The sequence below is a fragment of the Mycoplana sp. 10N416 genome (assembly GCF_056394765.1).
This window is the reverse complement of record NZ_JBFTIM010000007.1, coordinates 172,554-194,771: the sequence shown is the minus strand read 5'-3', so window position 1 is coordinate 194,771 and position 22,218 is coordinate 172,554. Positions and strand designations below refer to the sequence as shown.

Genomic DNA, 22,218 nt, shown 5'->3' with positions numbered 1-22,218 from the left:
CGGGATACGGCGCGAATTGATCGCAAGTTGAGAGCCACAGCAAGACCTTCCGACGTCAAGTTCGCTCCCGCTTGTATTCCTCCCAAGGTTTGGAGGTTTCGCGCAGCATTTCGACCGCGGCCCTGCCCTCTTCTGGCGACTGCTTGTCTAAGGCAAGCGTACGCACGATCTGCGCCATCGCCTGGAGCTTGACAGGTTCGGGATCGGGAAACGCGTTCGCCTCAGCCAGCTCCGCGTCGTAAGCCGAATGCCTCTCCGCAACATTCCCCTTGAAGATATCTCCCATCATCGCGGCTTTGGACGGAATTGTCGTCTCGATCGACGCACCGTTAGGCAGCTCCGTGCGGATCGAAAACTGCTCCGGCGGAAATGCCTCTCGGTTCTTAATGATTACGTCGGTGAGCGCGTTGTGCTTTGCATTGTCAGGATGGATTCTGGTCCCATCGGGGGCTGCTTTTTCCATCCACTTTCTGAATTCAGCGGTAAACTGCTTTTGGAATTCCTTGCTAGCAGCGAAGGCGTCAAACACCGCCAGGAGCGCATCATTCGAGCTTGCGCTGACCACGGAGGAGGAGAGGAAATCGGTGGCGGACGGGTTTCGCTCGGACGACTGAAGAATGGCCAGTGCCGCAGCGTTGTTCACGAAAGAGACGGATACCATGAAAGCCCCTGGGCGCATCCCTCACATGAATCGAGAGGTAAGGCCGGCTGTCCCGGAGCTTTCATGCTCGGAGTCGCTTATGGGTCCGGTTATACCCGCATAGTCCTTAACAGACACACAATGGTTGCAAACAAATCAGATACACAATCTTGTAACCTCTAAAGGCCAGCGTCAATCCGCGCTCGGCAGCCGCCGCATGGTGAACTCGATCCGATCGCCTTCGAGCGGACGCCAGCTTTCCACCTCGGTCCAATAGGCGGCCTTCGGCCAGGTATCGAACCATTCGCGGGCCTTCTGGCGCGCAGCGCCGCGCTCGAGGCGATAGGTCTCGCGGATGAAGTGGCCCTTTTCCTGTCCGGCCCGTTCGCGTCGGCTCTGTTCGATCCGTCGTCTCAGGCCATCGAGCGGCGGGGGCCCTGGAATACGCGCCATGCAGATTTCCTCCGGCAGCACATTCATGGCCTAAACATAGGATGTCGCCGGCGCTTTGGCGAGTCCTCCTGCCCCGGCGCCGACGGGCGCATGGTTGCCAAGTGTGGCATAAAAATGGGAAGTGTCGGGAAAGCCGAATCGGCCGTAGAATGTGGCCCGACAATCAGGAACAGATCATGGAAAGACCGGACCTGCCGCAGGGCCTGCCGGATGACATCGAATCCAAGAAGGCGCGTGCGCGCGCCTGGTTCGAGGCGTTGCGCGACCATCTTTGCGCGTCCTTCGAAACGCTCGAAGACGAGTTGCAGGGTCCCCTGAGCGATCGTGCGCCCGGCCGCTTCGTTGCGCGCGACTGGCAGCGCGATGACGGCGACGGCGGCGGCGGCCGCATGTCGATGATGGAAGGCCGGGTCTTCGAGAAGGTCGGCATCCACACATCGACCGTCTACGGCGAATTCTCTCCCGAATTCCGCGGACAGATACCGGGTGCAAGCGAAGACCCGCGTTTCTGGGCCTCCGGCATCTCGCTGATCGCCCATCCGGTCAATCCGAACGTTCCGACCGTGCACATGAACACCCGCATGGTGGTCACGACCAGCCACTGGTTCGGGGGCGGCGCGGACCTGACGCCGATGCTCGGCCGTCGTCGGCTGCAGACCGATCCCGACACGCTCCTTTTCCACCGGGCCATGGAGATCACCTGCACCCGGCATCCGGTCGCCGACTATCAGAAGTTCAAGACCTGGTGCGACGAGTACTTCTTCCTCAAACACAGGAACGAGCCGCGCGGCATTGGCGGCGTCTTTTACGATTGGCAACATTCCTCCGAGGAAGCCGGCGGCTGGGAAGCCGATTTCGCCTTCACCCAGGATATCGGCAGGGCATTCGGGCTGGTCTATCCGAAGATCGTTCGCTCGAACTTCAACAACGGCTGGACCGAAGAAGACCGGGACGAACAATTGATCCGGCGCGGCCGCTACGTCGAGTTCAACCTGCTCTACGATCGCGGCACCATTTTTGGCCTGAAGACAGGCGGTAACGTCGAGTCGATCCTCTCGTCGCTCCCTCCGGTCGTCCGCTGGCCCTGACCCGATTATCGCAGGCCCGAGACGTCATTCGAATTCCGTGCCATCCTGTTTCATGTTAGCATTTCCTCGCATGGTTCCATCGGAGGAGGGTTATCATGACGAATGCGACTGCCGGTGTGCCGAGTGACGCCGAGCCCGGCCAGCATAGCGCCGAATTCCTCAATCGGATCGCCGAGAAAATGCGCCTCGAAAGCGGCAGCGGCCTGCCGCGAGACTATTTTCTGCAGCTGGTTCGCCGCCAACTCGTCGACACCGGCTCTGCAAATCCGCCCAAGGATGCCAGGTACCAGTCCTCCGCCTGCTTCGACGCTTGGGCAAAGCCCGACAGCAAGATCGGCTGACCCGGTCAGAATGGGCCCGTCCGGACACGGCGGAACTGGATCTGTTGTGTCCAAGGCGCCTCACGCATCGTCAAGGCAACCAAGGGAGACACGCCATGAGACTGTTTGAATGCGGAACGCTTGTCCCAGGCTGTGAATGGCATACCCGCGCCGACAATGACGCTGAAGTCGTGCGCCGCGTCGTCGAGCACATGCGCGACACGCATGGTGAGACGGTGATCCGCGAGAACATGCTCGAAAACATCAAGGCCCGGATCGTCGACGAGCCGACGGTGGAGAGTGCCTAAAGCGCGTCGCGATCTTTCAGATTCGCCCACCGCGCTCTAGGTCCTTGTTCTTTCACATGTCTTTATGAAGGGCGCCGGGCGCGCATCGAAAAGGTAATGCGCGCCGGAAAGTTCCTATTTCGCGAGCGCTGCCAGTCGGGCAAGAAGGCTTGCCCGGCCGAGGGTGAAGTTGCTCTCGACCCACTCGTCTTCCAATGTTGCGAGGATTTCACCCACCTTCGGGCCGGCCGGAACGCCAGCCGCCAGCACGTCCGCGCCGGAGAGCGGAAAGTCGGGCTTCGACCAGCGTTCGGCACGCGCGAGCAATCGCTGGCAAAGGCCGCTGAAGGCCATGGCCTGCGGTTCAGCCTCGGCCTTCGCTCGCGACGACGCGAATGCCAGCCTCAGGCGAACGACGATCCCCTGCGCACCATTGCGGTAGAGCATGCGGTCGAAGGTCGTCTCTGCGAGCGTGGCTGGGATCTCGGGCGCGCTGGTCCACTGGGCCAGGTAGGCCGCTTCCGCGCGAGAAAGCTTCAGACGCGCCGCCAGCCTCGCGAGCCGTTCCGCATCCGGCGGCACGATCGCGGCCAGCCGAAGCATCGGATCCGGCGTCCAACCGCAGGCGGTCTCGGCGGCGATCAGGGCGGGAACGGCATCGATGCCCCATTTCTCCGTTTCCGGCAGGATCTCGGTCAGAACACCCGACTGGCGCATCCACAGGAGGGCGCGGAACGGATCGGGTGCGGAAAGCAGCTTCTTCGTCTCTGACCAGATGCGTTCGGCCGACAGGGAGGCGAGCTTTGCCTTGGCACGCGCGCAGGCGCGAAGGCCATCGGCGTCCGGCCGCCCGCTGCCGTAGAAGGCGAAGAAGCGGAAGAAGCGCAGAATCCGCAGGTAGTCCTCTGCGATCCTCTGATCAGCGTCGCCGATGAAGCGCACCGTCCGCGTTTCGATATCCGCCAGGCCATCGACGAGGTCGATCACCGAGCCGTCGGCCGTCGCGTAGAGCGCGTTGATCGTGAGATCGCGCCGTTCGGCGTCCTCCTGCCAGTCCGTGCCGAATGCCACCTGCGCACGCCGGCCGTCGGTTTCCACATCGCGGCGCAGCGTCGTGACCTCGAAGGGGGATCGCTCCACGACAAGCGTCACCGTGCCATGGTCGATGCCGGTGGGCACAGCTTTGACCCCGGCAGCCTTGGCACGCGTGATCACCTCCGTCGGAACAAGGGTGGTGGCAATGTCGACATCGCCCACCGGCATCCCCAACAGGCTGTTGCGCACGGCGCCGCCTGCGACGCGCGCCTCACCGCCATCTTCGTTGAGAAGCCTCAACACGCGCTGCAGCGCCGGATCCTTGAACCAGGCCTGATCCGCAACCGATGTCATGCATAAAGCCTTTCATAGATCACCCGGACGATGCCCGCAGTGATGCCCCAGATGTTTCGGCCCTCATAGGGCATGCGATAATAGTGGCGCTCGGTGCCGAGCCAGACGCTGCTTCCCATCGCGTGATTGGCCGGATCCATCAGGAAGGACAGCGGCACCTCGAAAACCTCGTCGACTTCGTCCGGATTGAGGTGCAGGGAAAAGCCGGGCTGCACCACTGCAAGGACCGGCGTGATGCGAAACCCGGACAGCGCCATGTAGTCCGGGAGCCGCCCGACCGACTCGACCAGCCGGCGATCGAGCCCGATCTCCTCCTCCGCCTCGCGTGCGGCCGCCTCTTCCATGTCGCGGTCGGTGTCGTCCACCGCGCCGCCCGGAAAGGCGACCTGGCCCGAATGCTTGCGCAGCGAGGCGGTGCGCTGCGTGAAGATCAAGCGCGCGTCGTCACCGTTGTTGACCGCCGCGATCAGCACGGCGGCGTCCTTCAGCTTCATGCCCTCGACATGGGCAATGGTCGTCGGATTGAGCTTCGCATCGCCGTTCTCGCGCCAGTCCTCCGGATGCAGCGTCAGGGACTGCGCCATGGCGCGGCGACGGAATTCGGCGGCGCTGTAGAGGGGAAAGCTCATCGCGACAGCGTTTCCAGCTCGGCCGCCGGCATGATCGGGAACACGGCTCCACCGGAGCGCACCGCGAACATCGGCGTTCCGTCGATGTCGATTGTCTCGCCGAGTGCGACGATGTCGTACATCACCGGCCGCGACACGAGTGCTTCGAGCCTTCCGCGCACATGAAGATACGGCTTCAACTCATTGTTTTCGCCAAAAATGACGAAACGCAAGGGATGCCCGGTTCCGGCCTCCACAACGTCGCCGACATTGGTGCGAAAGGTGAGCGTCTGGCCTTCCCCGTCACCCTGCACGTCCATCTCGACAGCCACGAAGGGGGCGTCGACGACGCGGATGCCGACCTTTTCCACAGGGGTTACGAGATAGGTCTTTCCGTCCTCGTCGCGCCGCAGCACCGTGGAGAAAAGCCGCACGAGAGGCGCCCGGCCGATCGGCGTGCCCATGTAGAACCACGTCCCATCGGCGCGGATCTCCATGTCGATATCGCCGCAATCCGGCGGATTCCACTTGTCCACCGGCGGCAGGCCGCGGTTCTGCCCACCCGTGTCCGCGGCAGCGCGCGCGATCAGCGCCGCGAGCCCGGCCGGGTCGCCCGTCGCCTGAAATTCGCCTTTCGCCATTGTTCCGTCCCGGTTGCCCCCTATCTCATTCCTATGTCACGAGATAGTCATTTCATGGCCGCTTGTCAGCAGCGGGCGAGCCTATAAGCTCAATATTCGACCGGCGGTATCGCCGGACTGTAAAACTGGCACCTGGAGACCACCATGGGCGTCGCGAAATCCCCCGAAACAGGCCTGGACGAAAAAGCCGTCATCGCTGCCGCCGAGCACGCGCTTGCCGATATCGCGCTGGTGCGCAAGGAAGTCGGAAAGGTGATTTTCGGCCAGGAGAGCGTGGTCGAGCAGACCATGCTCGCCATCCTCTCCGGCGGCCACGCGCTGCTCGTGGGCGTGCCGGGGCTGGCGAAGACAAAGCTCGTGGCGACGCTCGGCACCGTGCTCGGCCTCTCCTCGAGCCGCATCCAGTTCACGCCGGACCTGATGCCCTCCGACATCCTCGGCTCCGAAGTGATGGACCAGGACGAAAACGGCAAGCGTTCGTTCCGCTTCGTCCCCGGTCCGATCTTCACGCAATTGCTGATGGCCGACGAGATCAACCGTGCTTCGCCGCGCACGCAGTCGGCACTGCTGCAGGCGATGCAGGAATACCATGTGACGGTTGCGGGTCGCGCCAACGATCTTCCCCGCCCCTTCCACGTACTTGCCACGCAGAACCCGTTGGAACAGGAAGGCACCTATCCGCTGCCGGAAGCCCAACTCGACCGCTTCCTGCTGCAGGTGGACGTGAACTATCCGGATCTTGCCGCCGAGCGGCGGATCCTGCTTGAGACGACCGGCACCGGCGAAGCGCATGCGGGACAGGCGATCACCAGCGCGCGGCTGCAGGAAATCCAGACGCTGATCCGCCAGATGCCGATTGGCGAGACCGTACTCGACGCGATCCTCTCGCTGGTCCGCTCGGCCCGTCCAGGCAACGGCAATGCCGCAACCGACAAGCAGGTCGCCTGGGGCCCCGGCCCCCGCGCCGGCCAGGCGTTGATGCTGTGCGCCCGCGCCCGCGCGCTCTACGACGGCCGGCTGGCGCCGTCGGTGGACGACGTGCTGGCGCTCGCCGAGCCGGTGCTGCAGCACCGCATGGCGTTGACCTTCGCCGCCCGCGCCGAAGGGATTTCCGTGCGCGACGTCATCGCCTCGCTCGTCAACCGGGCCCGCGGCTGACGGGGAGCGCACCATGCCTGCAATCGGCGAGATCGTCCGACGCACACCGACAGCCGAGGTTCTGTCGCGGGCGCAGGCGCGCGCGGCGCTGGTACCGGACTGCCTGGTGGAGGCGCGCCGCCTTGCCAACACCGTGATTGCCGGCTGGCATGGCCGCCGGAAGCGCGGCATCGGCGAAAACTTCTGGCAGTTCCGTCCCTACGTAACCGGCGAGAGCCTTGCGCGGATCGACTGGCGGCGCTCGGCCCGCGACGACCATACCTATGTGCGCGATCGGGAATGGGAGGCAGCGCACACGATCTGGCTCTGGGCCGATCTGTCGCCCTCGATGATGTACAAGTCGAGCCTCGGCGCGGTGTCGAAGGAAAGCCGCGCGCTGGTGGTGCTGCTGGCGCTCGCCGAGATCCTAGCACGCTCGGGCGAGCGGATCGGCTGCCCGGGCATCATGGAGCCGATCGCGGCCCGCAATGCGGCCGAACGGCTCGCGACCGCCCTTGCCCACAGCACACTCGCCGACGGCCTCCCCTCCACCGAGATGATCCGCGGTTCGAGCGATATCGTGCTGATCGGCGACTTCCTTGATCCGCCGGATGCGGTGATGGAGCGGCTCGGGCCACTGGCCAAACGCGGCCTGCGCGGCCACGTGATCGAAATCGCCGATCCGGCCGAAGAACTGTTCCCCTATGCCGGCCGCACCGAGTTCACCGACCCCGAATCCGGGGAGAAGTTGACGGCCGGTCGCGCCGAGACGCTCAAGGACGATTACGCACGTGCCTATCAGGCCCGCCGTACCACGCTGGCCGATAACCTGCGCCATCTCGGCTGGAGTTTCGTCGTGCACCGCACCGACCATCTCGCGTCCGAAGCGATCGTCGCTGCGCACATGTACCTCTCCGGTCTGCCGGACATGAGGGCTGCGGGAGCACACCGATGAGCAGCCTCGTCTTCGTCTATCCGGCCGTCCTTGCCGCACTCGTGCTTCTCCCGGCGATCTGGTGGCTCCTGCGGCTGACGCCGCCAAGACCCGTCGTCGAAGCCTTTCCGCCGTTTCGCATTCTCGCCTCGATCCTGAAGCGCGAGGAGACGCCGGCGCGGAGCCCATGGTGGCTGACGTTGCTGCGAATGCTGATGGCGGCCGCCGTCATTCTCGCGATCGCCGAGCCTGTGCTCAATCCGCGCGAAAACACCCTTTCAGCCGCCGGTCCGCTCGTGCTCGTCATCGATAACAGCTGGGCCACCGCCACCGACTGGCAGCGGCGCGTCGACACCGCATCCGCCCTGATCGACGATGCGGAGGCGCGTAACGTTCCCGTTTCGATCGTGTTCACCGTCGAACGGCACCACGATGCCGTGCCGACCGACGCGGCAACGGCCCGCACGCGCCTCGCCGCGACCCAGGCGCTCCCCCTGCCGGGAAATCGCGACTCTGCACTCGCTGCCCTGAAGACGGCGCTCGCAAACACGCCGCCGGGCACGCTTGCCTTCCTTTCCGACGGGATTGCCGGCGGTGATGACGACGGCACGCTTTCAGCGTTGAAAGCACTGCAGCCGGCAAATCTGCGCCTGATCGAGGGGGACGGCAGAGGGACCATCGCGGTAACGTCCGCCAACAACGACGCGGAGGCAATGACGGTCAGCGCAAGTCGTCTATCGACGGGCGAAGCGCGAACGCTCGCCCTGACCGCCCACGACACGCGCGGCCGGCCGATCGGCAACGGAACGCTCACCTTCAGACCCGGCGAAGCAATGGCGACCGGCAGCATTGCGGCGCCTTTCGAACTGCGCAACGATTTTGCCCACATCACCGTCGATGACCTGGCCTCGGCCGGTGCGACCTATCTCCTGGACGACGGCTTTCGGCGGCGGCGTGTCGCCTTCCTGAGCGGTGAAACACAGGATGCCAGCCAACCGCTGCTTTCCCCGCTGCACTACATCGAAAAGGCGCTCGCCCCCTATTCAGACCTGATCCGCCCAGGCGTTGCCGACCTCGCCACCGCCATTCCTGAACTCCTCGAACAGCGCCCGTCGGTGGTGATCATGGCCGATATCGGCCGGCTGCCGGAGGAGGCTTACGCGCCGATGAACAAATGGCTGGAGGCGGGCGGCATGCTGATCCGTTTCGCCGGCCCCCGTCTCGCCGCAGCCCCCGCCGATGATCCGCTGGTGCCCGTCATGCTCCGAAAGGGCGAACGCGCGCTTGATGGCGCGCTTTCCTGGTCTGAGCCGCAGCCGCTCGCCGACTATCCGCCGACGAGCCCCTTCGCCGGATTGCCGCGAGCGGACGACGTGCTGGTCAAGCGCCAGGTTCTTGCCGAGCCGACGCCGGACCTTCCCGAGCGGACCTGGGCGAGTCTTGCCGACGGAACACCGCTTGTGACGACCGGAAAAATCGGCGCCGGGCGGATCGTGCTTTTCCACGTCAGTGCCGAAACCGGCTGGTCGAACCTGCCGCTTTCGGGCGACTTCGTCGAGATGCTGCGCCGCACCGTGCAGCTTTCGCACGGCGGCGGCGTGGCCGTATCGGGCGAAACGCAGGGACAGCGCCTGCCGCCGTTCCGTCTGCTGACCGCGGTCGGCACGCTGACCACCGATACCGGCGAGGCCAAGCCGCTCGATCCGGCCACTGCCGGCAAGGTTACGGCCACGGAAGACAATCCTCCGGGTCTCTACGGCGCGCAGGATGGCTTTGTCGCCCACAACCTGTTTCCGGCCGGCCAGAGGCTGGCACCGCTTCCAGCAGCCGCCGACGTGGCGATCGAGCGCGAAACCCTGATCGGCGAGGTGGCGAAATCGCTCAAGCCGACGCTGTTCCTGATCGCAACCCTGCTGTTGATCGCAGACTGCCTCATCGTGCTTGTCATGAGCGGTGCCTTCGCCCGCACCATCAGGCAGGCGCCGGCGCGCGCCGCCGCCCTCGCCCTCCCCTTCGCGCTGTCATTGGCGTTGCTGGCCCTTTCGCCAGGATCGTCCCTTGCCGACGACACCAAGCCCGGCGACGATGCGCTGCTGGCCCGCCTGGACACGACCCATCTCGCCTATGTCGTCACCGGCGAAAGCGATGTCGACCACACCTCGGAGCGCGGGCTCGCAGGTTTGACCGAGTTTCTCACCTACCGGACGACGCTTGAACCCGGCGAGCCGGTCGGCGTCGACATCGCGACCGACGAATTGGCCGTCTATCCCCTGCTTTACTGGCCGGTCAGCGCAAGCGCGGAAATGCCGACGCCCGCCGCCATCAGCCGCATCGATGCCTACATGCGCAACGGCGGCACCGTATTGTTCGACACGCGCGACCAGTTTTCCTCGATCGAGAACGCCAGCGAAGCCAGCCCCAATACGCAGCGGCTGCGCGCGATCCTGGCTGACCTCGACATTCCGCCGCTGGAGCCCGTGCCGGCCGACCACGTCCTGACAAAGGCGTTCTACCTCCTGACCAATTTTCCCGGCCGCTACGCCGGAAGCCCCCTCTGGGTCGAGGCGGAACTCGACCACAAGGATGATCCAAACCGGCCGGTGCGGTCCGGCGACGGCGTGACCCCGATCATGATCACCGGCAACGATTTTGCCGGCGCCTGGGCGATCGACGACAACGGCATGCCGCTGCTGCCGACAGTCCCCCCAGACGAGGTCCAGCGCGAGCACGCATTCCGTGCTGGCGTCAACATCATGATGTATATGCTGACCGGCAACTACAAGGCGGACCAGGTCCACGTTCCCGCTCTTCTCGAACGGCTGGGGCAGTGACATGAGCATCGCCTTCTCACCGCTCATTCCCTGGTATGCACTCGCCGTACTCGTAGCAGTTGCCGTGCTGCTGAGCGCCTTCGGGCTCTGGCGCGGCCTGCGCGGTTCGGCGTTGCGCGCGCTGGCGCTCGCATTGCTGATGCTGGCGCTCGCCAACCCGGTCGTCACACGCGAGGAGCGCGAGCCGCTTCCGACAGTGGTTGCCGTCGTCGTCGACCGCAGCCAAAGCCAGCAGAACGCCGATCGAACCGCGATGACCGACAAGGCCGTCGAGGAGCTCAAGGCACGCTTGGCCCGTTACCCGCGCCTCGAGCCGCGCATCGTCGAGGCGGGCAACGATCCCGACTCCGACACGCCCTCGACCCGCCTCTTCGACGCACTGACGGCGGCCCTTGCCGACGTTCCCCCCTCGCGGGTCGGTGGCGCCATTCTCGTGACGGACGGGCAGGTGCACGACATCCCCGACCCGGCCGCCTTCACCAGCTTCGATGCACCCGTGCACGCGCTGATCACCGGCCGGCCGGACGAATTCGACCGGCGCATCGAGGTCCTCAGCGCACCGCGCTTCGGCATCGTCGGCGAGCCGCAGGAACTGAAGTTTCGCGTGACCGACGACGGCAAGGGGCCGGGAACGACGGCGCACGTGACGATCCGTTTGAACGGCAACGAGATCGCCTCGGAGATGGCGACCCCTGGCGCGGAAACCCCCTTCAGCTTCACGGTGCCCCGCGGCGGCAGCAACGTGCTGGAATTCGCCGTCGAGCCGGTCCCCGGCGAAATCACCACCGCCAACAACCGCGCCGTTCATCTCATCGACGGCATCCGCGAGAACCTGCGCGTGCTGCTCGTGTCCGGCGAACCGCATGCCGGTGAACGCGCCTGGCGCAACCTGCTGAAGTCGGACACGGCGATCGACCTCGTCCACTTCACGATCCTGCGCCCGCCGGAAAAGCAGGATGGAACGCCGATCAACGAGCTGTCACTGATCGCATTCCCGACCCGGGAACTGTTCGTCGACAAGATCAACGAGTTCGACCTGATCATTTTCGATCGCTACCAGCATCGCGGCGTGCTGCCGATCCTCTATTACGACAACATCGCCCAGTACGTGGAAAATGGCGGGGCGCTGCTGATTGCCGCCGGCCCCGAACATGCCGGCAGCGATTCGATCGCCTATACGCCGCTGTCCGCGGTGCTGCCTGCAACGCCGACCGGCGTGATAAACGAGAAGGCCTTTTATCCGCGGCTCACCGAACAAGGTAAGAAGCATCCTGTCACGCGCGGGCTGGAGGGGGCACTGGAGGAGCCGCCGCACTGGGGACGCTGGTTCCGTACGGTCGACGTGGCCCCACCGCAGGGTAGCGTCGTCATGGAGGGCGCGGACAACCACCCGCTCCTGGTGCTCAACCGCCACGGCAAGGGGCGCGTCGCCATGCTGCTGTCCGATCAGGGCTGGCTGTGGGCGCGCGGCTTCGAGGGCGGCGGCCCGCACGTCTCGCTCTATCGCCGCACCGCCCATTGGCTGATGCAGGAACCGGCGCTCGAGGAAGAAGCCTTGACGGCGCGCGCCTTCGGCCGGACCCTGGAAATTACGCGCCAGACGATCAAGGAGGCTCCAGGCCCCGCAATCATGAAATTGCCCTCGGGCAAGACGAGTTCCGTCGACCTGAAGGCCGATGGCCCCGGACTTTACCGCGCCGAGGTCAAGACGGCGGAAACGGGCCTCTATGAAATCGAAAACGAGGGATTGACGGCACTCGTGCATGTCGGCGCAATCGATGCCCCGGAATTCAAGGCAACGATCTCGACCACCGAGACGCTTCAGCCGCTGGCCGACAAGACCAAGGGAACGGTGCGGCGTTTGGCGGACGCCGAAAACGCCCTCGACATGCCGCCGCTCCTGCCGGTCTCCGGTTCCGTGCGCGCGTCCGATCCGCAGCGCCTTTCGCTCCGCATGACCAACGAGACAGCGCTGAAGAGCGTCGACAGCCTGCCGCTCTTTGCCGGATTCGCCGGTGTGGGGCTGCTGCTGCTTGCGCTATCTGGCATGTGGTATCGTGAGGGTCGCTGAATCGGCGCGTCAGCGCTGAGCGGAGACGCGCCAGGACAGGTGTTCATCGGGCCGATGACGGCCCCGCACGGGATGGAGGTTTCGATGCCCTCAACCTTCAACGTCCACGATTCAAACGGCTATGAACAACTGATGGGGCGCTGGAGCAGAATTCTCGCCCTCCAGTTCATAGATTTCGCGGGGCTTACCGACGACGAGAAAATCATCGATGTCGGCTGCGGCACCGGCAGTCTCACCTTCGCCCTCGCCAAGGCTGCCAATGTCGAAGAAATTGTCGCGATCGACTATTCGCCAGTCTTCGTCGAAGCGGCGACCCGGAGCAACACCGATCCGCGCGTAACGATCCGTCAGGCGGATGCCTGCGCCCTGCCCTTCGACGCTGGCAGGTTCGATCGCGCCATGGCGCTGCTTGTGCTCCATTTCGTGCCCGACGCTGCCAAGGCCGTCGCCGAGATGCGGCGCGTCGTCCGACCGGGCGGCGTGGTTGCGGCGGCCGTGTGGGATCACCTTGGCGGCATGCCCGGCATGCGCATGATGGTCGATACGGTGGCGGCACTTAGCGAAAGCGGGCGTCAGCTGCGCGGCCGCTATTGCTTCCAGCCCATGATGCAACCCGGTGAATTGAAGCGGACTTTCGTCGAGCAGAGCCTCGTGGACGTTACGGAAACCCAGCTCATGGTTCGAATGGACTACCAGAATTTCGACGACTACTGGGCGCCGATCGCTGCGGGCGAAGGACCTCTCGGCCAGTATGTCGCCGCACTCGGCACCGAAGAGCGGGCGCGCACCGACGCAGCCGTGCGCGATGCCTACGAGGCTGGCCGGCCGGATGGCCCGAGGTCGTTCGCAAATGTCGCAGTGGCCTGCCGGGGCATCGCTCCCTGAAACGAGGCAGGCGCGGCAATTCTCCTGCTAGCGCTGGCGATGGCCGTCGCGCTCAGCCCGCCGCAACGCGCTTTGCTGGCGCCACTGCAGCCGCGTCATCGGGCCGCCAGCCGATCTCGCCCTTCAGCCGCTCGTGCGTGTCGACGGAAATTGGCACCACCAGCACCCGCTTCGGGTCGACCGGACCGGGGAAGGTCAGCGCATTAAAGGCGACCTTCTCGAAGCCGAGCGGGCCGTAATAGGGCGGATCGCCGACAAGGATGACGGCCTCAGAGCCCTTCCGCTTTGCCGCCTCCACCGCGATCCGCACCAGTTCCCGGCCGATTCCCATGTTCTTGTGCGATGGCCGCACGGCGAGCGGGCCAAGCAGATGCGCCTTCACGTCGCCCGCCATGACCGGCGTCATCCGTACCGAGGCGATCGTCTCGCCGTCGTCGGCGCAGATGAAGGACAGCGACCGGTCGTGCGGTCCCTGCTCGCGGATCCTTGCCGCGGCGCGCACGTGCCGTCCGGGGCCGAAGGCTTCTTCATTGATGTGTTCAATGGCGGCGTCATGGGACGCGTGTTCGGTCAGGTAGACGAGGTCGTGCTTATGCATGGGAACAGGAACCGTTTGCGAGACAATAGGATGACTTCGCCTCGAGAGAGGCGTTTGAGAGCATCAGCGTCGTCGCGGGTTTCCTGCAAAGAACATCGTTCGAACCGAAATCCTGTTCGTGCCACTGCGGCACGCGTTTTCTAACCAGCGCGGATAGCAGAAAAATGTCGTCTGTCAAAGCCCAAAACGCACTGTTCAAGAAACAGCACCTATTCGCTCCCGACCGTTGAACCTATTTAGACAGTGTATCGACAACCGTAAGGAGCTCGGAATGGGAAAGCTTGTGGACGGCATCTGGCATGATGTCTGGTACGACACCGCGGCCACCAAGGGTCATTTCAAGCGGGCGGCCTCGCAGTTTCGCAACTGGATCACGCCCGACGGCGAACCCGGCTCCACCGGCGATGGCGGTTTCAAGGCCGAGGCCGGTCGCTACCATCTCTATGTCTCGCTGGCCTGTCCCTGGGCGCACCGCACGCTGATTTTCCGCAAGCTGAAAAAGCTGGAAGACCTCATCACCGTGTCGATCGTCGATCCGGTGATGCTGTCGAAGGGCTGGGAGTTCAAGGGCGAAAACGGCGGCACCGTCGACCATCTTTTCGGTGCAGAGACGCTCTGGCAGATCTACACCAAGGCTGATCCGCACTATTCCGGCCGCGTCACGGTTCCGGTTCTCTGGGACAAGCAGCAGGACCGCATGGTCTCCAACGAATCGGCGGAGATCATCCGCATGTTCAATTCGGCTTTCGACGGGATCACCGGTTCGCGCGCCGACTATTATCCGGCGCACCTGCGCGCCGAGATCGACGCGCTGAACGAGCACATCTACGACACGGTGAACAATGGGGTCTACAAGGCCGGCTTCGCCACGACGCAGGACGCCTACGAGGAAAACGTCGCGCGTGTGTTTGCAACGCTGGACGAACTGGAGCAGTGTCTCGCCCGCCAGCGCTACCTGACCGGCGCCCAGATCACCGAGGCCGACTGGCGCCTGTTCACGACGCTGGTGCGCTTCGATGCCGTCTATGTCGGCCACTTCAAGTGCAACATCTGCCGCATCGCCGACTATCCGAACCTGTCCGGCTACCTGCGTGACCTCTACCAGGTGCCCGGCATCGCCGAGACGGTGAACCTGTTCCACATCAAGCAGCATTATTACCGCAGCCACCTGACGATCAATCCGACCGGGATCGTTCCGGTCGGGCCGGAACTCGACCTCGCCGCACCCCACAGGCGCGAGGGGCTGCTGGCCGCCTGAAAAGACTGCTGCGGCTGCCTTCGCGCGTCGTCACCAAAAGTCGGCCGGCGGTGTTCGGCCGCCCACCTCGTCGAGCCTGCGCAGCGTCGCGGGCGTCACCCCTTCCGGCAAGGCGTCCAGGGAAAAGAAACCGGCCTCGCGAATTTCCCGGTCTGGCCGTTTCGGCGCACTCTGCCGCACGTTGTCGCAGACGTAGAACAGCACGTGATCGCGCTTGCTGGTTCTTCTGTTGAAGTAGACGTGAAACAGACGCGGCGGATCGCCGGCAAGAAGATTGCCCTCCTCGCGCATTTCCTTGGCAAGCGCCTGCGGCGCGGTCTCGCGCCGCTCGATGCCGCCGCCTGGCAGGTGCCAGCCCGGCACATAGCTGTGCCGGACGAGAAAGACGCGTCCCTCGGCATCGAAGCAGGCCGCGCGCACGCCGAGCGTCATTCCGCGCGCATAGGCGAAATAGCCATGCACCACGCGGGTTACCAGACGGGCCAAGAGGCTTCGCATTTCCGGCGGCCGTTCGCTGCTCATGCGCCTCCCCGTTCATCGCGCATCTGCCTCACCCGCAAGGCTTTACCCAAGAGCCGGCTGAATCAAGGCCGGACCGGTGGGCTCGGCGAATTGTCCACGCGCAATACAGAGAACAACCCTCCCAGGCAACGAATCGGAGCGGGTGGCATTCCCTTCACGCCATGACTCGGTTTATGGAAAGCCATGTTTCGCCTCGCCCACATCTCCGACATTCACCTCGGCCCGCTGCCCGCACTGTCCGTGATCGAGCTGGCGTCGAAGCGGATCACCGGCTTTGTGAATTGGCACCGCAACCGCCGCCGCCATCTCTTTGCCAACACGCTTGACCTGCTGATGGACGATCTGGAGCGGCGCAATCCGGATCACCTTGCCATCACCGGCGACCTCGTCAACCTCGCAGCGGCCGCCGAGATAGAAACGGTCGCTTGCTGGCTGAAGGACGCGGGCAAGCCCGAGAACATATCGGTTGTGCCCGGCAATCACGACGCCTACGTGCCCGGCGCCCGTGAGCGCTCGAGCCGGGCCTGGTATCCCTATATGCGCGGTGACGATGCCCCGGTCGAACGGAGCGCCGACCACCCGGTTTTTCCCTATTTGCGCGTGCGCGGCAATGTTGCCCTTATCGGCTGCTCGACCGCAGTGGCAACGCCGCCCTTTGCGGCAAGCGGCTATTTCGGCCGGCGCCAGGCACGAGCGACGGTCAACCTGTTGCAGGCGGCAGGCGAAGCGGGGCTGTTCCGCGTCGTGATGATCCACCATCCGCCGATCCAAGGCGCGACCTCCCTCCACAAGCGCATGATCGGCATCCGCCGCTTCGCCGCGACGATATCCTCCGGCGGTGCCGAGCTCGTGCTGCACGGCCATACCCATTTCAACACCGTTCATTGGCTTCGTAGTCCCACCGGCGGCCAGGTTCCCGTCGTCGGGATTGCTTCGGCTTCGCAGGGACCGGGCGGGCATAAGCCGCCGGCGGCATACAACCTTTTCGAGATTTCCGGAGAGCCGGGACGCTGGAACCTCATGCGCGAGCGCTACGAGCTCGACGCGTCCGGATCAGACATCATGCTTGCCGAAACGACGCGCTTCCCGATGGGGGAATAAAGCGCCCTTCGATTGCGTCTAATCTCGTGAATGCGCTTCGCGGCGAAGAACGAGAGCGACCTTCGCGCGACGCGCCTTCTGCTATCGGCACCCTCCCGAGGAAGGATCGAAGATGTCTGTGAACCGCACCACCCTCGCCGCTGTCCTTGCGCTTGCCTTCGTGCCGGCCGGCACCCTCTCTGCCGCCGACAGCGGCAACGGCTCTCCACCAGCATCGACGCCGACCACGACGACGTGCACCAACGGCAAGGTCTGGAGCCCGGAGCGCAAGGCCTGCCTCACGCCCGACCAGATCAAGGCCAATGCCAAGAAGAACGGCACACAGAAGAAGAGCGAGCTGAAGCCCGACGACATTCTCTACGAGGCGGCACGCGAATTCGCCTATGCGGGGCAGTACGGCAATGCGCTCAATACGCTGAAGGCGGCGGAAAACCAGAACGATCCGCGCATCCTTAACTATTACGGCTTCACCTACCGCAAGATCGGCCAAGTGGAACGTGCCATGACCTACTATCGCAAGGCACTGCAGGCGGATGAGAACTATATCCTCGCCCGCTCCTACATGGGTCAGGCCTTGATCGAACAGGGCGATATCCAGGGCGCCCGCGTACAGCTTGTCGAGATCCGCGATCGCGGCGGCGAGAACAGCTGGGCCTACCGGTCGCTGCTCCAGTCGCTCGGTGGCGACCGCAGCACCTACTGACCGGCCTCGGCCGATCACATGGCAGGGATTGGCCAGTATCATGGTCGCGCCGATCCCTGCCATCCACCGGGCGCATCCCCAACAGTTTTGGCCGAAACACCCGAAACTTCCAAGTCTGCCTGAACCTGCGCTTGCAGAGCGCAGCGCAAATGTTCCATATCAATACTCGCGGGCAGGTTTGCGGCGAATATTGGTCTGATCTCGAACGTTCCCTTGGAAGCACAATGCATCCCACGGCAGAATCGAATGAATTCCGGCGTGAATTGGTTGGTCTTTTGCCTAAGCTGCGCCGCTTTGCCATGACATTGACCCGAAACGGCAGCGATGCCGACGATCTCGTTCAGGAAGCCTGCGAACGCGCCATCACCCGCAGCCACCTGTGGAACGGAGAGGGACGGCTGGAAAGCTGGATCTATGCCATGACGCGCAATCTCTGGGTGGACGAGATCAGGAAGCGCAAAGTCCGCACCGGGTCGGGAACGGTCGATTTCTCCGAGCAGGACGACCTGCGCATCGAGGCATCGGCCGACAAGGCCGTCTATGCCAAGCAACTGCACAAATTGATCATGACGATGCCGGAAGGCCTCTCGAGCGTGTTTCTGCTGGTGAACGTGGAAGGCCACAGCTACCGGGAGGCGGCGGACATTCTCGGAATCCCCATCGGGACCGTCATGAGCAGACTTTCGACGGCGCGCATAAGGCTTGCCGCAATGATCTCGGAACAGACAGAAAGGAGGACCTGAGCTTGGAAAGCACGCAGGGTCTCCCGCTCGAGGTGCGCTTGTCGGCCTATCTGGACGGACAGCTATCGCATGCGGAAGCAAATGAAATCGACGGAATTCTCGCGCATGACGAAAAAGCGCGCACGCTCTTCAACCGGCTGAAGCTGGGAAGCGACCTGGGACGCAAGGCGTTCGAGGATATGCTTCACGAGCCGGTGCCACTGGATCTTGTCCGCAACATCAAACTGGTTTCGATCGACGGCGGACAGGATGCAGGACGTCCGCTCCCGAGCGCGCGCCCCAAGGAAGTCGCATCCTACGGCACGTCGACACGCCTTGGTGCCGCAGGACTGGTCTTGCTCCTGGCCGGCGGCAGCGCCGGCTACCTGCTTGGCGCGCAGCACGCCGCCCCGGCAGCGCCGGCACAGGTGGCGCAGTCGCGAAGCTGGCTGGACGACATTGCCGACTATCACCGCATCTACGCACGCCAGACCCGGCATCTCGCGGAGGTTCCAGCCGCGGAGAGCGCGCACATCACCGACTGGCTCACCGCAGCAGTCGGCGTCGACTTCAAGATTCCCGACCTGACGGCCAACCGGCTGAGCTTCCAAGGCGCCCGGCTTCTGGTCGCCGGCGGCAAACCGACAGCGCAACTCCTCTACAAGGACGACGACGGCGAAATCTTCGCGGTCTGCTTCCAGCGAATTGATCCCGCCGTCGAAAAGACCGAGCTCGATGACAGCATTCGCGATGACCTCGGCTTGATTTCCTGGCAGGCCGGCACCGCCTCCTTCGTCGTCGTCGGTCCGTCGTCTGATCCGGCACTGGAAACGATCGCGCAGGCAGTGGCGCAGACGATCTGAATTTGCGGTAGCCGCGCCGTTGTCGCCAGATACACAAAAGCCGCCCCGGAAACCCGGAGCGGCTTTGTGGTTTCGAAATCCGCGTTCGATCAGCGGCTGGATTCTTCCAAAACCCGGTTGGCGGCGGAAACGATCGCCTCGAGCGAGGCTGTGACGATGTTGGTGTTCATGCCGACCCCAAAGAGCTTGCCGCCGGGATACTCGATCTCGACATAGGCGATCGCCGCGGCGTTCGAACCCTGCTGCAGCGAGTGCTCCGAATAGTCGACGACTGACATGTCGACGCCGGTATGGACGGAAAGCGCATGGATGAAGCCGTCGATCGGCCCGGTGCCCTGCCCTTCGATCTGTTTCGTCTCACCCCTGTCTGTGATCTCGGCCAAAACGATGCGGACGCCCTTTCGGGTCGTGTCGGGATAGGTGTGGTGGTCGACGAAGCGCAGCCGCGCATCCGGCTGGGTGACGTAGCGGTCGAGGAAGCGCTCGTAGATGCGCTTCGACGGCAGCTCGACGCCTTCCTCGTCGGTGATCCGCTGGATGTCCTCGCGGAACTCGACCTGCAGGTTGCGCGGCAGGTTGATGCCGTGGTCCTGCTGCAGGATATAGGCGATGCCGCCCTTGCCCGACTGCGAGTTGATGCGGATGATCGCCTCGTAGGTGCGGCCGACATCCTGCGGATCGATCGGCAGGTAGGGCACTTCCCAGAGCGGCTTGTTGGCGGTCTTGATCGCCTTCATGCCCTTGTTGATGGCGTCCTGATGCGAGCCGGAGAAGGCGGTGTAGACGAGTTCGCCGACGTACGGATGGCGCTCCGGGATGACCATCTCGTTGGAGTATTCGTAAACCGCCTTGATGCGCTCGATATCGGTGCAGTCGAGCTTGGGGTCGACCCCTTGCGTGTACATGTTCAGCGCCAGCGTGACGACGTCAACGTTGCCGGTGCGCTCGCCATTGCCGAACAGCGTGCCCTCGACGCGGTCGGCACCGGCCATCAGGCCGAGCTCGGTCGCAGCGATCCCGGTGCCACGGTCGTTGTGCGGATGCAGCGAGATGATCAGGTTCTCGCGGTTGTCGAGATTGCGGCACATCCATTCGATCTGGTCGGCATAGATGTTTGGCGTCGCCATCTCGACGGTCGAGGGCAGGTTCATGATCAGCTTGTTGTCAGCCGTCGGGCGCACGATCTCGGTGACGGCGTTGCAGATCTCGAGGGCGACCTCGAGTTCCGTGCCGGTAAAACTCTCCGGCGAATACTCGAAGCGGTAGTCGCCGCCGGTCGCGGCGGCCATGTCCATGATCATCTTTGCCGCATCGGTGGCGATCTGCTTGATGCCGGCAACGTCCTTGGCGAACACGACGCGGCGCTGCAGTTCGCTCGTCGAATTGTAGAAGTGGATGATCGGCCGCTTGGCGCCCTCAAGCGCCTCGAAGGTGCGGGTGATCAGTTCAGGCCGGCATTGGACCAGAACCTGCAGCGAGACGTCGTCGGGGACGTTGCTTTCTTCGACGCACCAGCGGGCGAAATCGAAGTCCGTCTGCGAGGCGGAGGGGAAGCCGATCTCGATTTCCTTGAAGTTCATGTCGAGCAGCAGCTGGAACATGCGGGCCTTGCGGTCGTGGCCCATCGGATTGACCAGCGACTGGTTGCCGTCGCGCAGGTCGACCGAGCACCAGATCGGCGCCTTGGTGATGGTATTGCTCGGCCAGGTGCGGTCGGGAATGCTGATCTGCGGGTACGCCTGATACTTCGCCGCCGCGTTGGGCATGCCTTGATTGGGAGTATGGGTCTTTACGGTCATGTGCCTGTCTCTTCGTCATCCCGGCTTTCGCGCGAAAACGTCATAGCCGATAGCGGCACGCTTGGCGACGGCGAAAGCTGGCCTTCCAAGGGCCCGGGTCGAAATTACAATATGGGTGATGCGAGGAGCACTTGCGCCGGTGGGCTATTCGGCCACCGGGCGCTCCTCAAAGAACCCGGCAACCGCGCGTAAGGCCGAGAAGAAGGAGCGAGGAGAAGCTGCGCGAACGCTCGCGGGCAACCTGCTGGCTGCGCGAAATACGTTCAACGATGGTGCTTCTTGTCTTCGACATGGGTTGGCTTATATCGGCGCAACCGCCGTGACGCAAGCCATGCGCGAGAGGATTTGTGCAGGAGGAGCTCAGGCGGTAGTCTTTGACACGCGGCGGCTATCCCGGCACGCCGCAGCGGAGGAATGGGGCTATGAAGTATATCGCCTTGGTACTGCTTGCCGTGCTTGCAGGCTGCCAATCCGCACCGCTCGATCCAAAGATGCAAGCAGCCCGGAACTATTGCTTCGCGCAATACGGCGGCCCGATGAGCGACCAATACGACTATTGTGTCTATGCGCGCTCCGTCGGCATGAAGGACTACGGTCCGCCGGGCTATTATTTAGGCCGGCAGTAACAAGACGCCCGCCCTTCCGCCACGAGGACGGAAGGGCGCTGACGTTGTTGAATGTCCGGTCGGATCAGATGTCGGCTTGCGAGGAGATGATCCGCGAGACAAGACCGTATTCCAGGGCTTCCTTGGCGGAGAGCCAGTAGTCGCGGTCGGTGTCCTTGGCGATTTTTTCAATCGACTGGCCGGTGGCTTCGGCGAAGATCTTGTTCAGGCGCTCGTTCATCTTGAGAATCTCGCGCGCCTGGATCTCGATGTCGGACGCCATACCACGCGTGCCGCCGGACGGTTGGTGCAGCAGGAAGCGCGTGTTCGGCAGGCAGAGGCGCTGTTCCTTCGGCGCGGCGACGAAAATCAGCGCGCCGGCGGAGGCGACCCAGCCGGTCCCGATGACCCAGACCTTCGGCTTGATGAACTTGATCATGTCGTGGATGCTGTCGCCCGACTCGACATGCCCGCCCGGCGAGTTGACGAAGATGCGGATGTCCTCGTCGCTGGCGGCGGCAAGCGCCACGAGCTGCGAGCAGACCTTCTGCGCCAACTCCTGGGTGATGCCGCCATAGATGAAGATCGAGCGCGACTTGAACAGGTTCGCCTCGGTTTCCTTGCCGAGCGGCAGCTCGGTCTTCTTGTCGTCGTCTTCGTCGTTCATCGGCAAATCTCCGCCTGTCGTCTCACAAATCCTTGCCGCAGTCAGATAATGCGACTCAGCCGCCAAGACAATGCAACAAAACGCCAGCGAGGCGAT

Annotated in this window: 23 protein-coding genes; 14 read left to right on the top strand and 9 right to left on the bottom strand. The window is 63.9% G+C overall.

Going from position 1 to position 22,218, the window contains the following annotated elements; translation table 11 throughout:
- Positions 1–55: 55 nt before the first annotated feature.
- Together AC1DDS_RS16140 and AC1DDS_RS16135 are read right to left on the bottom strand one after the other, a co-directional pair.
- Entirely contained in the window at positions 56–661 is a 606-nt protein-coding gene (locus AC1DDS_RS16140) for a hypothetical protein (protein ID WP_477479827.1), read from the bottom strand.
- Positions 662–832: 171 nt separating this feature from the next.
- A complete protein-coding gene (locus AC1DDS_RS16135) occupies positions 833–1,093 on the bottom strand; it encodes a hypothetical protein (protein ID WP_477479826.1) in 261 nt (86 codons plus the stop codon).
- Between the two features lie 176 nt (positions 1,094–1,269).
- Between AC1DDS_RS16135 and hemF the strand changes: the two genes are divergently transcribed.
- From hemF to AC1DDS_RS16120, 3 genes are all read left to right on the top strand, one after another.
- Positions 1,270–2,181, top strand: coding sequence for an oxygen-dependent coproporphyrinogen oxidase (gene hemF / locus AC1DDS_RS16130; RefSeq protein ID WP_477479825.1), 912 nt, complete (start codon positions 1,270–1,272; stop codon positions 2,179–2,181).
- A gap of 95 nt (positions 2,182–2,276) precedes the next feature.
- A complete protein-coding gene (locus AC1DDS_RS16125) occupies positions 2,277–2,522 on the top strand; it encodes a hypothetical protein (RefSeq protein ID WP_477479824.1) in 246 nt (81 codons plus the stop codon).
- Positions 2,523–2,617: 95 nt separating this feature from the next.
- The gene (locus AC1DDS_RS16120) at positions 2,618–2,809 is read left to right on the top strand and encodes a DUF1059 domain-containing protein (protein ID WP_477479823.1); all 192 of its coding nucleotides are present in this window, start codon (positions 2,618–2,620) and stop codon (positions 2,807–2,809) included.
- 114 nt (positions 2,810–2,923) lie between these two features.
- Here the strand turns inward: AC1DDS_RS16120 and AC1DDS_RS16115 are convergent, their stop codons facing one another.
- From AC1DDS_RS16115 to AC1DDS_RS16105, 3 genes are read right to left on the bottom strand one after another with little or no spacing between them, the layout of a single operon-like run.
- Positions 2,924–4,177, bottom strand: coding sequence for a CCA tRNA nucleotidyltransferase (locus AC1DDS_RS16115; RefSeq protein ID WP_477479822.1), 1,254 nt, complete (start codon positions 4,175–4,177; stop codon positions 2,924–2,926).
- Positions 4,174–4,806 (bottom strand): CoA pyrophosphatase, encoded by a 633-nt coding sequence (locus AC1DDS_RS16110; protein WP_477479821.1) that lies wholly within the window; start codon positions 4,804–4,806, stop codon positions 4,174–4,176. Before AC1DDS_RS16110 ends, AC1DDS_RS16115 begins: the two co-directional genes overlap by 4 nt.
- Positions 4,803–5,426 (bottom strand): DUF1285 domain-containing protein, encoded by a 624-nt coding sequence (locus tag AC1DDS_RS16105; protein WP_477479820.1) that lies wholly within the window; start codon positions 5,424–5,426, stop codon positions 4,803–4,805. The genes AC1DDS_RS16110 and AC1DDS_RS16105 overlap by 4 nt, the downstream gene beginning before the upstream one ends.
- A gap of 144 nt (positions 5,427–5,570) precedes the next feature.
- Here AC1DDS_RS16105 and AC1DDS_RS16100 point away from each other — a divergent pair, with 144 nt between their 5' ends.
- The 5 genes from AC1DDS_RS16100 (at position 5,571) to AC1DDS_RS16080 (ending at position 13,284) form a co-directional block, all read left to right on the top strand.
- Positions 5,571–6,584, top strand: a complete 1,014-nt coding sequence (locus tag AC1DDS_RS16100; RefSeq protein ID WP_477479819.1) for an AAA family ATPase — start codon at positions 5,571–5,573, stop codon at positions 6,582–6,584.
- Between the two features lie 13 nt (positions 6,585–6,597).
- Entirely contained in the window at positions 6,598–7,518 is a 921-nt protein-coding gene (locus tag AC1DDS_RS16095; protein ID WP_477479818.1) for a DUF58 domain-containing protein, read from the top strand.
- A complete protein-coding gene (locus tag AC1DDS_RS16090; RefSeq protein ID WP_477479817.1) occupies positions 7,515–10,328 on the top strand; it encodes a DUF4159 domain-containing protein in 2,814 nt (937 codons plus the stop codon). Before AC1DDS_RS16095 ends, AC1DDS_RS16090 begins: the two co-directional genes overlap by 4 nt.
- A gap of 1 nt (position 10,329) precedes the next feature.
- On the top strand, positions 10,330–12,399 hold the full coding sequence (locus tag AC1DDS_RS16085) for a glutamine amidotransferase (protein ID WP_477479816.1): 2,070 nt from the start codon (positions 10,330–10,332) through the stop codon (positions 12,397–12,399).
- Positions 12,400–12,483: 84 nt separating this feature from the next.
- Complete coding sequence (locus AC1DDS_RS16080; protein ID WP_477479815.1) at positions 12,484–13,284, top strand: class I SAM-dependent methyltransferase; 801 nt, start codon at positions 12,484–12,486, stop codon at positions 13,282–13,284.
- 52 nt (positions 13,285–13,336) lie between these two features.
- Here the strand turns inward: AC1DDS_RS16080 and AC1DDS_RS16075 are convergent, their stop codons facing one another.
- A complete protein-coding gene (locus AC1DDS_RS16075; protein WP_477479814.1) occupies positions 13,337–13,882 on the bottom strand; it encodes a GNAT family N-acetyltransferase in 546 nt (181 codons plus the stop codon).
- Between the two features lie 271 nt (positions 13,883–14,153).
- Between AC1DDS_RS16075 and AC1DDS_RS16070 the strand changes: the two genes are divergently transcribed.
- Positions 14,154–15,140 (top strand): glutathione S-transferase family protein, encoded by a 987-nt coding sequence (locus tag AC1DDS_RS16070; RefSeq protein ID WP_477479813.1) that lies wholly within the window; start codon positions 14,154–14,156, stop codon positions 15,138–15,140.
- 30 nt (positions 15,141–15,170) lie between these two features.
- Here AC1DDS_RS16070 and AC1DDS_RS16065 read toward each other — a convergent pair whose 3' ends face one another.
- Positions 15,171–15,662, bottom strand: a complete 492-nt coding sequence (locus tag AC1DDS_RS16065) for an NUDIX domain-containing protein (protein ID WP_477479812.1) — start codon at positions 15,660–15,662, stop codon at positions 15,171–15,173.
- Between the two features lie 183 nt (positions 15,663–15,845).
- Here AC1DDS_RS16065 and AC1DDS_RS16060 point away from each other — a divergent pair, with 183 nt between their 5' ends.
- The 4 genes from AC1DDS_RS16060 (at position 15,846) to AC1DDS_RS16045 (ending at position 19,051) form a co-directional block, all read left to right on the top strand.
- Entirely contained in the window at positions 15,846–16,763 is a 918-nt protein-coding gene (locus tag AC1DDS_RS16060) for a metallophosphoesterase family protein (RefSeq protein WP_477479811.1), read from the top strand.
- A gap of 112 nt (positions 16,764–16,875) precedes the next feature.
- Positions 16,876–17,466 (top strand): tetratricopeptide repeat protein, encoded by a 591-nt coding sequence (locus AC1DDS_RS16055; RefSeq protein ID WP_477479810.1) that lies wholly within the window; start codon positions 16,876–16,878, stop codon positions 17,464–17,466.
- 224 nt (positions 17,467–17,690) lie between these two features.
- Positions 17,691–18,209, top strand: a complete 519-nt coding sequence (locus tag AC1DDS_RS16050; protein ID WP_310419364.1) for an RNA polymerase sigma factor — start codon at positions 17,691–17,693, stop codon at positions 18,207–18,209.
- Positions 18,210–18,211: 2 nt separating this feature from the next.
- A complete protein-coding gene (locus AC1DDS_RS16045) occupies positions 18,212–19,051 on the top strand; it encodes an anti-sigma factor family protein (RefSeq protein ID WP_477479809.1) in 840 nt (279 codons plus the stop codon).
- An 89-nt stretch (positions 19,052–19,140) separates the two neighbouring features.
- Here the strand turns inward: AC1DDS_RS16045 and leuA are convergent, their stop codons facing one another.
- Positions 19,141–20,850 carry a 2-isopropylmalate synthase gene (gene leuA / locus AC1DDS_RS16040; protein ID WP_477479808.1) on the bottom strand — a complete coding sequence of 570 codons (1,710 nt, stop codon included), beginning with the start codon at positions 20,848–20,850 and terminating at the stop codon, positions 19,141–19,143.
- Between the two features lie 422 nt (positions 20,851–21,272).
- On the opposite strand from leuA, the gene AC1DDS_RS16035 reads away from it, so the two are divergent.
- Positions 21,273–21,476, top strand: a complete 204-nt coding sequence (locus AC1DDS_RS16035; RefSeq protein ID WP_310419355.1) for a hypothetical protein — start codon at positions 21,273–21,275, stop codon at positions 21,474–21,476.
- Positions 21,477–21,540: 64 nt separating this feature from the next.
- Here AC1DDS_RS16035 and AC1DDS_RS16030 read toward each other — a convergent pair whose 3' ends face one another.
- Positions 21,541–22,122 (bottom strand): ATP-dependent Clp protease proteolytic subunit, encoded by a 582-nt coding sequence (locus tag AC1DDS_RS16030; RefSeq protein WP_310419352.1) that lies wholly within the window; start codon positions 22,120–22,122, stop codon positions 21,541–21,543.
- Positions 22,123–22,218 lie beyond the last annotated feature (96 nt).

What these genes read in the sequence shown, in the direction of transcription:
- AC1DDS_RS16120 (WP_477479823.1), top strand. Translation starts at nt 2,618, where the DNA reads ATGAGACTGTTTGAATGCGGAACGCTTGTCCCAGGCTGTGAATGGCAT.
- AC1DDS_RS16135 (WP_477479826.1), bottom strand. Translation starts at nt 1,093, where the DNA reads ATGGCGCGTATTCCAGGGCCCCCGCCGCTCGATGGCCTGAGACGACGG.
- AC1DDS_RS16100 (WP_477479819.1), top strand. Translation starts at nt 5,571, where the DNA reads ATGGGCGTCGCGAAATCCCCCGAAACAGGCCTGGACGAAAAAGCCGTC.
- AC1DDS_RS16080 (WP_477479815.1), top strand. Translation starts at nt 12,484, where the DNA reads ATGCCCTCAACCTTCAACGTCCACGATTCAAACGGCTATGAACAACTG.
- AC1DDS_RS16030 (WP_310419352.1), bottom strand. Translation starts at nt 22,122, where the DNA reads ATGAACGACGAAGACGACGACAAGAAGACCGAGCTGCCGCTCGGCAAG.
- AC1DDS_RS16055 (WP_477479810.1), top strand. Translation starts at nt 16,876, where the DNA reads ATGTCTGTGAACCGCACCACCCTCGCCGCTGTCCTTGCGCTTGCCTTC.
- leuA (WP_477479808.1), bottom strand. Translation starts at nt 20,850, where the DNA reads ATGACCGTAAAGACCCATACTCCCAATCAAGGCATGCCCAACGCGGCG.
- AC1DDS_RS16060 (WP_477479811.1), top strand. Translation starts at nt 15,846, where the DNA reads ATGTTTCGCCTCGCCCACATCTCCGACATTCACCTCGGCCCGCTGCCC.
- AC1DDS_RS16085 (WP_477479816.1), top strand. Translation starts at nt 10,330, where the DNA reads ATGAGCATCGCCTTCTCACCGCTCATTCCCTGGTATGCACTCGCCGTA.
- AC1DDS_RS16095 (WP_477479818.1), top strand. Translation starts at nt 6,598, where the DNA reads ATGCCTGCAATCGGCGAGATCGTCCGACGCACACCGACAGCCGAGGTT.
- AC1DDS_RS16050 (WP_310419364.1), top strand. Translation starts at nt 17,691, where the DNA reads ATGCATCCCACGGCAGAATCGAATGAATTCCGGCGTGAATTGGTTGGT.
- AC1DDS_RS16090 (WP_477479817.1), top strand. Translation starts at nt 7,515, where the DNA reads ATGAGCAGCCTCGTCTTCGTCTATCCGGCCGTCCTTGCCGCACTCGTG.
- AC1DDS_RS16105 (WP_477479820.1), bottom strand. Translation starts at nt 5,426, where the DNA reads ATGGCGAAAGGCGAATTTCAGGCGACGGGCGACCCGGCCGGGCTCGCG.
- AC1DDS_RS16035 (WP_310419355.1), top strand. Translation starts at nt 21,273, where the DNA reads ATGAAGTATATCGCCTTGGTACTGCTTGCCGTGCTTGCAGGCTGCCAA.
- hemF (WP_477479825.1), top strand. Translation starts at nt 1,270, where the DNA reads ATGGAAAGACCGGACCTGCCGCAGGGCCTGCCGGATGACATCGAATCC.
- AC1DDS_RS16110 (WP_477479821.1), bottom strand. Translation starts at nt 4,806, where the DNA reads ATGAGCTTTCCCCTCTACAGCGCCGCCGAATTCCGTCGCCGCGCCATG.
- AC1DDS_RS16075 (WP_477479814.1), bottom strand. Translation starts at nt 13,882, where the DNA reads ATGCATAAGCACGACCTCGTCTACCTGACCGAACACGCGTCCCATGAC.
- AC1DDS_RS16070 (WP_477479813.1), top strand. Translation starts at nt 14,154, where the DNA reads ATGGGAAAGCTTGTGGACGGCATCTGGCATGATGTCTGGTACGACACC.
- AC1DDS_RS16115 (WP_477479822.1), bottom strand. Translation starts at nt 4,177, where the DNA reads ATGACATCGGTTGCGGATCAGGCCTGGTTCAAGGATCCGGCGCTGCAG.
- AC1DDS_RS16125 (WP_477479824.1), top strand. Translation starts at nt 2,277, where the DNA reads ATGACGAATGCGACTGCCGGTGTGCCGAGTGACGCCGAGCCCGGCCAG.
- AC1DDS_RS16140 (WP_477479827.1), bottom strand. Translation starts at nt 661, where the DNA reads ATGGTATCCGTCTCTTTCGTGAACAACGCTGCGGCACTGGCCATTCTT.
- AC1DDS_RS16065 (WP_477479812.1), bottom strand. Translation starts at nt 15,662, where the DNA reads ATGAGCAGCGAACGGCCGCCGGAAATGCGAAGCCTCTTGGCCCGTCTG.